The sequence below is a fragment of the Streptomyces sp. NPDC051452 genome (genome assembly GCF_044454765.1).
Lineage (GTDB): Bacteria > Actinomycetota > Actinomycetes > Streptomycetales > Streptomycetaceae > Streptomyces.
In genome coordinates this window covers 1-13,091 of record NZ_JBITEB010000005.1, presented here as the reverse complement: position 1 = coordinate 13,091, position 13,091 = coordinate 1, and the positions used below count along the sequence as shown (strand labels likewise).

15 protein-coding genes are annotated in these 13,091 nt (G+C 68.3%); all 15 read right to left on the bottom strand.

From position 1 onward, the window contains the following. Positions 1–6: 6 nt before the first annotated feature. Positions 7–1,191 carry a siphovirus ReqiPepy6 Gp37-like family protein gene (locus ACIBA9_RS14990; protein WP_399363014.1) on the bottom strand — a complete coding sequence of 395 codons (1,185 nt, stop codon included), beginning with the start codon at positions 1,189–1,191 and terminating at the stop codon, positions 7–9. 9 nt (positions 1,192–1,200) lie between these two features. Then, positions 1,201–2,133: a phage distal tail protein gene (locus tag ACIBA9_RS14985; protein ID WP_399363012.1), complete on the bottom strand. Its 933-nt coding sequence runs from the start codon at positions 2,131–2,133 to the stop codon at positions 1,201–1,203. A gap of 21 nt (positions 2,134–2,154) precedes the next feature. After that, positions 2,155–7,551 carry a transglycosylase SLT domain-containing protein gene (locus ACIBA9_RS14980; RefSeq protein WP_399363010.1) on the bottom strand — a complete coding sequence of 1,799 codons (5,397 nt, stop codon included), beginning with the start codon at positions 7,549–7,551 and terminating at the stop codon, positions 2,155–2,157. Positions 7,552–7,559: 8 nt separating this feature from the next. Beyond that, entirely contained in the window at positions 7,560–7,970 is a 411-nt protein-coding gene (locus ACIBA9_RS14975; protein ID WP_399363008.1) for a hypothetical protein, read from the bottom strand. Between the two features lie 98 nt (positions 7,971–8,068). Beyond that, entirely contained in the window at positions 8,069–8,398 is a 330-nt protein-coding gene (locus ACIBA9_RS14970) for a hypothetical protein (protein WP_399363005.1), read from the bottom strand. A 133-nt stretch (positions 8,399–8,531) separates the two neighbouring features. Then, positions 8,532–9,104, bottom strand: a complete 573-nt coding sequence (locus ACIBA9_RS14965; protein WP_399363003.1) for a phage tail protein — start codon at positions 9,102–9,104, stop codon at positions 8,532–8,534. Positions 9,105–9,205: 101 nt separating this feature from the next. Continuing rightward, entirely contained in the window at positions 9,206–9,631 is a 426-nt protein-coding gene (locus ACIBA9_RS14960) for a hypothetical protein (protein ID WP_399363001.1), read from the bottom strand. Positions 9,632–9,640: 9 nt separating this feature from the next. Then, a complete protein-coding gene (locus tag ACIBA9_RS14955; protein ID WP_399362999.1) occupies positions 9,641–9,880 on the bottom strand; it encodes a hypothetical protein in 240 nt (79 codons plus the stop codon). A gap of 2 nt (positions 9,881–9,882) precedes the next feature. After that, positions 9,883–10,173 carry an HK97 gp10 family phage protein gene (locus ACIBA9_RS14950; protein ID WP_399362997.1) on the bottom strand — a complete coding sequence of 97 codons (291 nt, stop codon included), beginning with the start codon at positions 10,171–10,173 and terminating at the stop codon, positions 9,883–9,885. Continuing rightward, positions 10,173–10,514 (bottom strand): hypothetical protein, encoded by a 342-nt coding sequence (locus tag ACIBA9_RS14945; protein WP_399362995.1) that lies wholly within the window; start codon positions 10,512–10,514, stop codon positions 10,173–10,175. The genes ACIBA9_RS14950 and ACIBA9_RS14945 overlap by 1 nt, the downstream gene beginning before the upstream one ends. Before the next feature lie 3 nt (positions 10,515–10,517). Continuing rightward, positions 10,518–10,907 carry a hypothetical protein gene (locus tag ACIBA9_RS14940; RefSeq protein ID WP_399362993.1) on the bottom strand — a complete coding sequence of 130 codons (390 nt, stop codon included), beginning with the start codon at positions 10,905–10,907 and terminating at the stop codon, positions 10,518–10,520. A 16-nt stretch (positions 10,908–10,923) separates the two neighbouring features. Continuing rightward, positions 10,924–11,259 carry a hypothetical protein gene (locus tag ACIBA9_RS14935; RefSeq protein ID WP_399362991.1) on the bottom strand — a complete coding sequence of 112 codons (336 nt, stop codon included), beginning with the start codon at positions 11,257–11,259 and terminating at the stop codon, positions 10,924–10,926. Beyond that, positions 11,259–11,465, bottom strand: a complete 207-nt coding sequence (locus tag ACIBA9_RS14930; protein WP_399362989.1) for a hypothetical protein — start codon at positions 11,463–11,465, stop codon at positions 11,259–11,261. The genes ACIBA9_RS14935 and ACIBA9_RS14930 overlap by 1 nt, the downstream gene beginning before the upstream one ends. Positions 11,466–11,467: 2 nt before the next feature. Continuing rightward, a complete protein-coding gene (locus ACIBA9_RS14925) occupies positions 11,468–11,845 on the bottom strand; it encodes a hypothetical protein (protein ID WP_399362987.1) in 378 nt (125 codons plus the stop codon). Positions 11,846–11,868: 23 nt separating this feature from the next. Then, a complete protein-coding gene (locus tag ACIBA9_RS14920) occupies positions 11,869–12,699 on the bottom strand; it encodes a P22 phage major capsid protein family protein (protein WP_399362985.1) in 831 nt (276 codons plus the stop codon). Positions 12,700–13,091: the final 392 nt, after the last annotated feature.

Below are 13,091 nucleotides of genomic sequence, written 5' to 3'. Positions count from 1 at the left end.
TTGGGGCTACGAAGGCTTGCGCGTCTCCACACGCCTCAGCCGGGTGACGATGCGGGCGAAGTACTGGTACATCCGGGCCAGGGCGTCCTGGTTGTTCGTGGAGTCCGAGGAGCCGATGACGGCCTTGGCGACGTAGCCGCCCTGCGCGTCGAAGGTGATGTTGACCTCGCGGACCACGTCCGTGAAGAAGTCGTCCCTCACCTGGCACGAGACCTGATCGCCCACCGTGTAGTCGCGCCCGAACTGGAGGCGCGGCGTGTCGATGGGGGTCACGGTCAGGTTGCCCTGAGCGGCCCCTGAGGTCAGGGCCTCGTTGGCAGCCTGGGTCATCTGCGCGGTGAGGTCGGTGGACGCGGTGTCGACGCTCGTGAGGTCCACGAACTGCTCGATCCACGGGCCCGGGAAGTTCGGGTCTGCCCGTGTCGTCACGGAGACCACGCGGGGACTGCTGCTGCCTCCGGCCACCACGACGGCCTTGGTGCAGGTCGGGGCGGTCACGGAGTACGAGGCGTCCGTCAGGTTGCCCAGGCCGAAGGAGAACTTCGCGGAGGCCGAGAGGTCAGCCGGCTCGTAGACCTGGAACTGAAGGTTGCTGCCGACCTGCACGATCCGGAAGCCCAGCCCGGCCGTCTTGGCGATGTCCTGGAGGACGTCCAAGAGCTTGTCGAACTGGTTGACCTGCTTGGTGACAGCCGCCCCGTGGCCACCGTCGGCGGCCAGCGTGAGGTTCGAGATCTTCCGGGCGGCCTGGGCCCCGGGCCCGATGTTCAGGTTCACCAGGGCTCGCATGGCCGTCTCGGCCGCGACTCCCGAAATCTTGTACACCGAGTTCGTCTGGGAGCCCGGCGCGGATGTTGGGTTGGGCCAGCAGGTCGCCCCGGCCAGGAGGGTCAGGTCGTCCACGCCGTTCACCGTCAGGGATCCGGTGCCGCCGTCACTGTCGGAGCGCTGCCAGTTCGGCTCCCGGATCGGGCCGGACATCAGCACGCCCGAACCCCGCCGGATGATCAGACCGTTGCCGGGGAGCAGGAGGTCCGCCTTGGGCGAGTCCGCCGAGATGTTCAAGACGAACGCGCCCACGGCGTTGAACCGCGGAGTGATGGTCAGTGAGGTGAAGTCGTCCACCACGCCGAGGATCTGGAGGTTCCGGTCCCGCACCTGGACGGTGACAGGGGCCGCGTCGAAGGACATCTCCACCCCCTACGCGGTGAGGTAGCGAGGCTGGTAGTCGAGCTGAACCGTGGTGCTGCTGTTCGTGCCCACGAGCGTCAGCGAGACGTTGTTCAGACCGGGCTGGAGGCTCCACAGATCCGAGTCGGCGGCGAGGTTGGGCCACCAGTTCGTCGTGCCGTTCAGGACGGCCGTCTGGACCCGTTCGCGGGTGTCCACGACCAGGACGTCCGAGGAGCCGAGAGAGGCCGTCACAGAGAAGCTCAGGCCCGTTGTGTCGTTGGAGATGACCACCGACGTGGCGGGCCCGTGGATCATCCAGACCGGGAAGGCGGAAGCGTCCCCAGGGTTGTCGATGACCGTGGCGCCCAGGACCTGGGAGTCCCGGACGACCACCGGCAGCACCGGGAAGAAGTTGCCGGTGGCCCCGGCGCCGAACTCCAGTTGCACCGACTCGCCGAGCCAGTACGGGCTGGGGCAAGAGAAGGTGAGGCCCACGGTCTGCCAGTGCAGGCCGGAGGAGTCCTGGCCCGTGTCGCCCTCGAAGCCCGAGACGTAGTGCGCCTCGATCGTGCGGTACGAGCCGTCGGCCTCGGTGAGCGTCAGGGTCCCCAGCCCCAAATAGGGGTTCAGGGTGCGGATGAAGGACCGCTTGCGGGCCATGAAGGCTGCACGGTCCGTGTCGAAGAAGGCGACAGGGAGGAAGACCTCCCTGGCCTGGGCCCGAAGCCCCCGCAGGGCGTTGCCGTCGATCTGCGGGGAGGCATCGGTGTAGAAGTCGTAGCCGGGCAAGTCCAGGCCCCGGATACCGGGCTGGAGGACCCAGCCGCTCTCCCAGTCGGACAGCAGCGTCGTGCGCCCCTGAGCGTCCGTCCAGGAGAGGCTGGGCACCTCCAGCGGATCGATCGGTGGCGGGTTGTTGCCGACCGGGAGTTCCCCGGAGGGGCGTACAAAGATCGGCATTGCTGCCCCTCCGGGTTCTGATCACATGGCGATCTGGGCGCCGTAGAGCGCGTTGTAGTCGCGCACGGCTTCCAGGAACGCCTGCTTAGTCGGCTTCTCCGTCGTGGTGGTGTGGAGATGGAGGTCCCGGACCCGCTCCTGGCGGGCAGCCGGCTCGATCCCCACACCGCGCTGGACGGCCCCAGCCATCTGGTTGGCGCTCGTGACGACCGCCTGGTGGGTGGCGTCCATGCCCATGACCAGGCCCTGACCGACGTGCTCGCCGATCTCGGCCATGACCCGGGACGGGCTCTTGATCTTCAGGGCCTTCTTGATGGCCTTCTGGATCGCCTTGGCCAGGTCGGACATCTGGTTCTCGATGGCCTTCTGCTGGGCCTTCAGGCCCGTCAGGAAGCCGTCGCCCGCCTTGGACCCCGCGTCGTACATGGCGTCGGCCGCCGCGTTCCCGTACTGCTTGCTGGCCTTGTCGATCTGCGCCTGAGCGGCGTTGATCGACTTCAGCTCTGCGGGGGTGGCGTTGACCAGAGCCTGTGCGTACGCGGCTCCAGAGTCGGGGCCCGCCGAGATGATCTGCTGGAGCAACTCCTTGGAGAGCCCCATCTTGGCGAGCTTGCCGATGTTCGCCGAGAAGGCCTTGAGCTGGCCCAGGCGGACCCGCAGGCCCGAGAGGATCCCCTTGGCGTCGAAGGTGTTCCCGCCGTTGGGCAGGGACGTCATCGATGCGAAGGACTTCCCGGCGGCCGTCTGGTCCGTCGCCATCTGCTTGGCCGCCGCGATCTGCGCCGCGATCTGATCCCGCTTGGTCGCCAGGGCCTGGAGCTTGGTGCTCGAAGCGGCCAGCGACTTCAGGAGCTTGTCGTCTATGGACGACTTCACGCCCTTGAAGGCGTTCTTGATCGCGGTGGTCACCTTGGCGACAGCGTTCTTGATCTCCGTGGTGGAGCCCTGGAGACCCTCCAGGAACGCCTTGCCGATGACGGCGGCGATGCTGCCCTTGCCCTCGGCGGAGATGGTGCCGCCCTTGGCGAAGCCCGGGATGCTCCCCATGCCGCGAGCCATACGCATCGACTCGTGGTGCGGGTACACCTGAGCGGGCCCGAGGAAGCGGACCAGCTCCGGGCCTTCTTCGCCGACCCAGGCGACCTCGCCCCTGCTGGGGAAGCCGCCCCTGGCATAGCCTCCAGCCCGGTCGTACGCCTTGTGCAGCGACCCGTAGGCCGCCAGGGCGTACTTCATCGAGCTGTACACGTTGGCGAGCGGGTCGACCGAGGTCCCGTAGAGGAACGGGCCCTTGTTCTTGTACTTGCCCGCGTAGGACCGGAACGTCGGCCCGATGACCTGCATGAGGCCGACCGACGGATGGCCCTGCTGCCAGTTGCTGTCCCAGGTGTTGACGATCCGGGGATTGCCCCCGGACTCCTGCTGCATGCGACGCAGCGTGGAGCTGAGGAGGCTGGCCGGCTGTCCGACCTCCTTCAGGGCCTGGAGCACCACGGAGGTCCACTGCTTCACGCCCGCCGAGGGCTTGTAGCCCTTCAGCGACGCGCTGCTTCCGGCTCCGTCGTCCTCCTTGCCCCGCAGGAAGCTCACGACCTTGCCCGCGAGCATCACCGGGACGCTGCCCACCAGGCCGGACCAGGTCTGGGCGCCGGGGTCGACCTTGAGGGCCGAGACCCCCAGAAGGTGCTTCAGTGTCTTCTCGGCCAGGTCGGCGACGCCGCCCCGGGCCCAGTCGGCACCCTTCTTGAGCAGGTCAATGCCGCCGCTCACGACGCTCTTGACCGTGTTGGTGACGGGGTTGTCCGTCAGGGCGTCCCAGATGCCGCCGCCCCAGTAGGCGCGGTGGGGGAGCCCCTTGGCCAGCAGGCCCTGGACCCCGGACACGCCGCCCGTACGGGCCGCCGCGTTCAGGGCGTTGATGCCGCCCCGTCCCATGGCCCGGGTGACCTCGGGCCGCATGATGGCCTCGCCGCCGGACAGGTCCAGCACGCCACCCGTGGGGGAGACGAACCGGTGGACGTCCCGGCCAGGCGTGTAGCCCGGCAGGATGCCGCCGGTCGCGAAGCCCTTGGGGAGGCCCATCGCCGGGATGGACTTGAGCCCCGGGAGCTTGGCCGCCGTGTGGTTCCAGACCTGCCGCAGGCCGTCGTTGAAGACGGTCTGGATCAGGAACTTCACCGGGCTCTTGGCGACGTCCTTCAGGCGGCTCCAGGCCGTCTGGATCCCGTCGACCGCCGACTTGAAGAAGCCGACGACGCTGTTCTTGAAGTCCCGGATGCCGTTGCCGACCGACTTCGCCATGGAGTCGGTCCGGTCGGACACCCCGGACCACATGCTCTTCCACCGGCTGGCGACCCAGCCCTTGGCGTCATCGAAGCGGTCCCGGACGCCCCTGGCGAACCCGGCCACCTTGGAGTTCACCGTCTTGGCGCCATCGACGGCGCGGCCGATGGTGTTGTCCCAGACTGCGTTCCAGATGTCCTTGATCCACTGCTTGCCGGTGTTGAACCAGTCCCGGATCTTCCGGATCATGTCCGGGATGATCGAGTGGCCAACGAGCTTGTCGTAGAGCCACTGGAACTTGTCGTGGATCCACTCGGTGACGTGCTTGACCGCGTCGATGAAGGGCTGGAGCTTGCGCCCCATGTCCTTCACGAAGTCGATCAGGCCCTGGATGGCCGGGAGGACTACCTTCTCGATCGCCCAGACGGCCAGCCGGACCAGCAGGTCCACGAGCTGGAGCAGCGGCGGCAGCAGCGGCAGGATCGCCGGGAGCAACTTGACGACGAACTGGGTCGTCAGCAGCAGGATCTGAGGCAGCAGCGGGGAAATGGCCAGCAGCAGGTCCCCGAGGCTCTTGGTCACGCCGACCAGCGGCGGGATGAGCTGGGGGATCACCGGAGCCAGCTCCTGGAGGACCTGGAGGAACATGCCCGCGTACTGCGAGACCAGTTGCTCCAGGACCCCGCCGAGCCCCTCCAGGATCGGCGTCAGGATCGGCCCCAGCGCGTCGGCCAGGGTGCCGATCACCGGAGCGAGCTGCTCGATCAGGCGCCCGACGATCTTGAGGACCGGACCCAGCGGCTTGAGCGCGGTGGCGATCAGCTCACCGATGACGGGGAGCAGGGGGGCGATGGCCACCAACACCTGACCGATGACCTGCGCCAGGATCACCAGGACGGGACCCAGGGCGTCGATCACGGGCTTCAGGGCGTCGCCGAGGGCCTTCACGACGGTCTCGATCGGGGGACCGAGCTTCTCGAAGATCTGGCCCACGAACTTCAGGGCCGTGCCCAGGAGCGGAGCCACCGTCTTGGCGAGGCTGCCCATCACCGAGAACAGGGCTTTCAGGCCGCCCTGCACCTCGGGGCTGGACGTGATCTTCGCGATCTCGCCAGTGATCGTCTTGAGCATCCCGATGGTGCCGCCACCGGACTCGGCCCCGGCCTGGAAGATGTCGCCGAGGATCGAGAAGACGTTCTTGCCGACGTCCATCAGGTCGCCGAGCAGGCTGACCGCCTGGTCGATGGCCTTCTCCATGGCGCCGGACTCGAAGGCCTTGCCGAGCCTGTCGGTGACCTTCGTGATGGCCCCGCCGAGACCCTCAGTGATCCTCTGGAAGGCGGGCTGGGCCGCCACGGCGATCTGACCGAAGGCCGTGACGATCTGCCCCGGCGCCTTCTGGAGAGGCTTGAGCGACTGGGTGGCCCCGTCCAGGATCTTCTTGAGCATCCCGGTCTTGGCCAGGTTGTTCACCGCGTCCAGGGCGCCCTTGCCCATCCGGTTCAGGACGCCCGCGGTTCCCTCCAGGCCGCCCCGGAGGATCGGGATGACCCGAGAGCCCACGTCCATGAGCCGGCTGCCCAGCCCCGCGAACAGACGGTCCTGAACGCCGAGCTGCATGGCGTCCCAGGCGGGCTTCAGGCCCTGTACCGAGGACACGAACGCACGGGCGTTGGGGGAGAGCTTGGCCAGGGCGTCGTTCAGCTTGTTCGTGCCAGAGGCAGCGGACTGCTGGGCCTCGGCGACGCGCTGCTGAGCGTCTGCAACGGCCTGCTGGGCCTGAGCGATCGAGCGGGCACCGTCCCGGGCCGTCTTGGCCTGAGCCGTCCTCGCGTCCGCGAGGGCCTGCTCCTTGTCCTTGACGTCCTGGTTGGCCTGCGCCTGGGCCTTCTTGGCGTCGATGACGTTCTTCGCGCCCTCGACCCCGGCCTTGTCGGCCTCGGCGACCTGCTTCTTGAGGTCCTTCTGCTTCTGGGTCTGGTCCTCAAGGTTCTGTTTGGCCTCGTCGTACGTGAGCTGCGCCTGTTCGCGCTGAAGCTCGCTCGCCTTCGGGTCGGCCAAGACCTTGTACAGGTCTTCCTGGGCCTGCTTGACCGCCAGAGTGGCCGAGCGCTGGTCCAGGGCCGAGTGGGTGAGCTGGTCGTGGAGGTCCCGCAGGTTCTGGACGGCCTCCTCGCGGGCCGCGTTCAGGTCCAACTGGGCCTGCTTGGCCGACTGCTGGGAGGTGGTGAGGTCCCGCTCCGCGCTGACGACCTGGCGGGCTGCCGCCTGGTTCGCCGAGGCCGCGTTCTCCCGGGCCACACCGACCTGCTCGACGGCCCGCTTGACGCCCTGCTCCGCGCTGGCCATCTGGTTGGCCGACTTGACGGCCTTGGCGGAGTCGGACGGGGCGAAGGCCGCTTTGAAGGCGTCTCCCAGCCCGGAGGTGCCGAGCTTGATGGCCCCGAAGGCCGATCCCAGGGCCACGACCGCAGGGACCGCCAGAGCCGCCGCAGGGGCGATGGCCGCCACGACGTTGACCAGGGAGCCCACGAGGGGCGCGGCGGAGCCGAGGAGGGCCACCTTGGAGGCCAGGCCCGCTACGGCACCCCCGGCACCGGAGGCCGAGCCCGTGATCCGGGAGATCGCACTCTCGGCCTGGGCGACCTGGGAGCCGTTGACGTTGGTGTGGATCGTCGCCGTGCGGTTCCGGGCAAGGCCGTCCAGTCGGGCCGCTGCCGCCGTGGTGTCCGCGTTGGCGTTGATGACGACCGTACGAGTCCTCGTGAGGACGTCCAGATCGGCCTGCACGGCCCGATAGGCGTCACGGTCGATGACGGGGCGGATACGGACGTCCATGGAGCCCTGGAGGCCGCGCAGCTCCTCGGAGAGCCCGGCCTTCATGGCCTGGCCGTACCGCTTGCCGATCTGGCGGCCCTTGTTGGCCGCCGACGCCTCCGCCGTGTCCAGGGAGCGGCGGAGGGCGTTGTCGATCCCCGAGAAGTCGAGCGCCCGGGTCATCGACCGGGACAGGGAGCGTCCCAGATTCTGGCCCAGGCGGTCGGCCTGCGGGGTCAGTGCGGCAGTGGCCCGGGTGGCGAAGTCCGAGACGTCGGGGACGACGCTGGCGACGACGGATCCGACGTTGGTGGGCATCGCTCCCCCTATTCGGTTGTCTGAGCCGGCTGGCCCGGCGCCGCGAGCCGGAGGTGTTCCTCACGAGCCTGTGCGAGGCGCTGAGCCCACTCGGTGTCCTGTCGGGCCCCGGGGCGCGTCGCGGCTCTGAACTGGGCCCAGCGGGCCGCCTCACGGGTCTTGCGGGCCTCGTCCTCAGCGAGCTGCTCGGGGGTACGCAGATCCGGCGGTGCCCAGGGCACGAGCTTGGGCGGCTTGCCCTCCAGCCCCTGGCCCGCCCACATGACCTGGGTCATGAACTGCATGAGGCTCAGCGCGCTGGCCTGCATGTAGTGCATCTCGGTCCAGCGCCGCCGGGCGTAGTCCCCGCGCCGGGCCGAGTGCGTCATGGAGTCGAACGGAAGCGCCTGGACGAACTCCCACAGCTCCAGCCATGACATCGAGCCGTTGCCGAACTCGTTGCGGTGGAACTCGTTCAGGGAGCGGCCGGGGAAGTACCGGGCGATGTCCGCCCGGAGTTCGGAAGGGTGCTCCTCGATCAGTTGGAGGAGCTGGTCGATTCCCCCGGCGTCACACCGGCGTCCTCGTTGATGGCCTCCATGATGTCCTGGAAGTCACCGAGGGTGAGGCCCAGCTCCAGGAGGCGGTCGACCTGCTCCTGGCTGGAGATCAGCGCGAGGATCTCCGTGGCGTCCTCGTCCTTCAGAGCGCGGATCTGCTTCACGGTGGTCATCGGCCACCAGGCCGCGAGCGGGAAGACGAACTTCTCGTCGCCCAGCTCGACCTCCAGCTCCCTGCCGCCCTGGGCCTCCTGGCGCTGGGCGCGGAGGGTCTCCAGGTTGAGGCGCTTGCGGTTCGGCTTGCTCATGGGGTGCTCCGGGTTCTCGCGGGTCTTCGCGGGTCAAAGCACTGGCCGGAGCGCAGACCCGCGAAGGACGCTCCGGCCAGTGGTCAGGGGGACGAATGCAGGTTTCTCGGCATTGACCGAGAACCACTGCACGTCAGGACGGGAGGGCGACCAGGCCGAACTGGCGCGTGATCGCGCTGCCGCCGTTGGGGGCGGTCAGAGACGAGAAGGTCAGCTCGAAGGCCTGGTTGGTGTCCGACTTGTACGGGCGGTCGCCCTTGTCGGTGACCTCGGCGCGGGCCACGATGATCCGCGCGGGCTTGTCGCCGTCGATGACGTCCATGCCGAGCGCGTAGTACTGGGGCTCCGGGGCCTGGGGCTCCTCGAAGGAGAGGAACTGCGAGGCGCCGGTACCCGAGGAGGTCATGTCGGCCAGGTCAATGCCGTAGTAGAGCGCCAGCGTCCACGCGCTGGTCTCCATGAAGGTGACCTTGAAGGTGGACGCCCGCTCGGTGACCTGGGTACGGACCGCACCGGTGCGGCCCCAAGCCTTGAACTCCTGGCGGTTCTCGTTGAGCGCCTCAGTCAGACCGTCCTCGGAGACGTTGCCGAGGTCGATCCATCCGGCACCCCAGGGGGAGTACGGGTCGGTCGGTGCGGTGGTGCCGACCGGGGCCACGTAGAACGCGCCCTCGACGCCGACCCTCACCTGAGTGTCGTCAGCCATTGGTTCTCCTTGACTGGGTGACGCCTGGACGAAGACGGGCCCACTGGCGCCTCTCCGAACGGGCTGGAATGGAGCCTGGAGAGGCCCAGGCGGATCGCGGGTCAGGCAAGTCGAACGCGGATCCCGGCCGTATAGCCGAGGCGCGTGACGTTGGAGTTGGGCTCCTCGGGGCGGACAGCCGGCCCGGTCTCCTCCCAGGTGCGCAACACGAGACCGCCGTTCCGGGAGGTGCCCTGCATCTGTTCGACGGCGGCCCGGACTTGGGCCATGGCGTCGGTGGCCTCCACGCGGGAGGCGGCGTACACGTCCAGCGAGATGCGCGCTTCGTCGTGCAGTCGACGGCCCTTGAAGGTCCCGGTGACCCGGGTGCCGCCGATACGGGTGACCTGGACGAACGGGAGCGCCTCGGTGAAGGCGTCGCCCTCGGGCCTCACGGTGGAGGCCTCGTACTGGAGGACGTCCAGGAGCTGGTGGATGACCATCTCCTCGACGTCCGGGAAGACCAGAGCGGTCAGGGGAGTGGTCACCGCGGCCTCCTACTCGGCAGGCAGCGTGCTCGTCGCCTTGACCTTGGAGGGCTTCGTAGGGGCCTCCGGGGCGTTGTGGACGGGATAGGTGACCTCGGGGAGCCGACCGAACCGGAGAACCGGCTCCGCGCCCTCCAGGTGCCCGATCCCGGCCCGTACGAGGTCCTGGACCGCCTCGTCCGGCACGTCCACGACGTCGCCGGGCTGGTGGCCCTGATAGGCGAATGCGAGCTTGAGCTTCTTGGCCATGGTCAGTCCCTTGCTGCATCGAGAGCGTTGGCGATGGTGTGGTGAGCGGGCCGCGAGTCGTTCCGGCGGCCGTACTCGACCACCGCCGCGTAGTCGACGTCCGAGACGATCAGGACCGACCCGTCGGGACCGTCCTCGGCATGGATCGAGTCGCGGTACCGCCCTGTGTCCACGGGAGCGTTGGTCTTGGCGACCTCTACGACCCGAGCCGCCCGCTCGCGCAGGTCGGCCTGGACGAATTCCTCGTGGACCAGAGCGGCGATGGCCGCGTGGTCGGGCTTGAAGCCGCTCATCAGCCGGTCACCTGCTTCAGCGTCAGCCGCTGGTACGCGAGGAGCTTCAGCGGGCCGTTCCCGGTGTAGGTGTCGGGCTTGCCGTCGACCTCATACGTGACGCCGTCGATCTCGGCCCGGTCGTACTCCGTGACGACCGCTGACGGTGGCAGGAAGCAGTCCAGGGCGGTGACGACCTGGTCGTTTTGCTGAACCGTTTCCGAGCTGCTGAGCGGCTCCACACGGCCCTGGTACGAGGTCCTGGTGGCCGTCGACCAGTCCACGACCCGGTTGTTCTGCCGGTCCCTAATGGGTGCTGGCCGGCTCAGGATCGTGACCGTGTGGGTGGGGAGGAGCAGCACAGCTCACCCCCACACGTACGGGTTCACCGGCCACAGGCCCTTGGTCTGGAGCAGGGCCACCAGGTCGGGGGAGACCCTGGGGGTGCCGCTGCCGACGACCGACAGGGCCCGGACGATCTTCTGGTTGCCCAGATGCATCTGGGAAACGTTGGCCATGGCCCCCGTCTCGTCCCCGAGAGAATCGATGTACTGGGCCTGGATGCAGACGGCCTCCCGGAACGCCGCCGCGAGGGCAGGGTCCAGGGGGAGGCCGTCGTCATCGGTCTTGTACACCGCACCCATCAGGAGCTGGTCGAGCCTCGTGGAGGCCCGGTCCAGCAGTCGGGCGGCGTTGGCCGGGACAGGATCCGGATCGAGGAACTCGGTGAACTCCGCGACGGTGGCGTACGCCATGGACGCCTCCTCCGGCTCAGAGCGACAGGCAGGCGACCGTGACGCTCGTGACGGACGAGAAGTCCACGAACACGATGTCCTTGCCGTCGGGCTGCTCGTAGTTGTCGTTGAACGGACCGAAGAACTTGTCCGCACCGGCGGCCACCGTGACGGCGGGGGCGGTGACGGCCTGGCCCTCGACGGTGCGCCCGATCTTCAGGGTCACGGTGATCGAGGAGCCCGAGCCGTTCTTGACGTGGAGCACCTGCTTGCCGCTGGAGCGCAGGGAGACTCCCGCCGCGTCCGGCGTCGCATAAGTGGCGGTCAGGCCGGTGGTGGCGAACCGCTGGGGGGTGAGGGCGGTACGCGCCATCAGCTCTTCTCCTCGGTCTTGGCCGGGGTCTTGGGGGCCCGCTTGCCACCGGATTCCTTGGTGGCCGGCTCGGTGTAGGGCGACCCGTCCTTGTTCACGCGGACGAGCCGTCCCTCCTCGTGCGCTCGGGCGTGCTGGTCACTGAGCGGGAGGTCCATCTCCCACACGTGGCCGCCCTCGCCCCGGAAGTACGCGGTGTCGGCCATGCTCAGACCCCTCGCGGGACCTTGAACGCGGTGATCTTGCCGGTGTGACCCGACTCGATGTCCACGTACAGGACGTTGCCCGCCTGGAGGAAGCGCGAGCTGGAGAGCGGGCCGATCCAGGTGACGCCGGAGGTGGCGGTCACGGTGGCGGTGATGTCTCCCTGGCCGCCGCGCCAGACCGGAGGGTTGGAGCCGCCCGCCTTGACGGTGACCGTGTGGTCCGAGCTGTGGGTGTTGGTGACCCGGATGACGATCTCCTCCGGGTGCGTCACGGCCACGTCGATGGAGTGGTCGTTGGTGGCGTCCAGGGTGGTCCCGGCCGGGTCGGCCAGGCTCCCGTTGCCCACCAGGTTGGACAGAGGCACAGCGGTACGCGCCATGGTGGTTACCTCTCAGGGGTTCGTCAGGACTTGGAGGCGGTCAGCACGGCGAGAGCGTCCGGCCGGATGACCTTCGCGCCGTAGACGTGGAGACCACGCACGGCCGAGGCGAACGTGTTCTGGAGTCGGATGGGCTCGATCTCGGTGACCTGGTCCGCGAAGGAGATCGCGTCCCTGACGCCCGCCATCACGGCGTAGTCGTCGCCGGAGATGATCGGGACCGCGTTGGACGTGAGGATGTCGAAGCCCGCAGCACGGCCCACCTGGCCGTTGCGGAGGGCAGCGCCACCGTCGGCCGCCTTCTCGGCGTTGATGAAGTTCGGGCTCTTCAGAAGCTGACCGTGGTACCAGCTCGGGACCACGACGTACCGGCCGTTGGCCTGGACGTTGCACTCGTCCAGACGGACCTTCAGGTCGACCAGCGCGTTGTACGCCGCGTCGCCGCTGGTGATCGCGGTGGACGACAGGACGTTCGCGGACTGGACCTGGGTGTACAGGCCCGCCACGAACGAGTCGACCTTCTCCGCCATCTTCCAGGAGGCCGCGTCGGTGCGGGCCGCCATCTCGTCGCCCGCCTGGGCCTTGTCGATGTCATCGACCTTGAAGGCGAAGTAGTCGGCCTGGTCGACCTTGAGGGTCGCCTCGGCATCCGGGACGTCCTCGTACGTGATGTCCTGGCCGGACGTGTACGGCTTCACCGTCACGTCGCCCAGCATCTTGATGTGGACGGTGTCGCCGACCTTCTTGATCTCGCCCTCGTAGTCGTGGTTCACGATCTGGGGCGCCGCGTAGACCAGGGCCTTGCGGAGGGAGACGAGGGCCTGGGCAGTCCAGACCTCCGGCTTGAAGACCATGATTTCTCCTTGGTCTCAGAGGGTTAGTGGACGCGGCCTCGCACTCGTGCGTCAGCCGGGGGTGACGAGGCCGGGCCAGCCGCAGGGCCCTGTGCGCGTCTCGTCAGGAGGCGAGGTAGTCCTTCAGGAGGCCGTCCTCGCGGGCCTTCACCAGCTCCTCGGGGCTGAGCTTGGCCACTTCGGCAGCGGTGAGCTGGCGCTTGCCAGCGGTGCCGTTGTTCATGTCGAAGCCGCCCTTGGCGGGAGCCGGCTGGGCCGCCTGGGCCTTCAGGCGGGGGTTCGCCTCGACGGCCTTCTTGAGAAGCCGTATCTCAACCGATCATGGAACGTGGAGGTCGAACAGGTTTCCCGCACGAGTGATCTCCGGACGGCTGGCGCATGAAGGCAGGGCC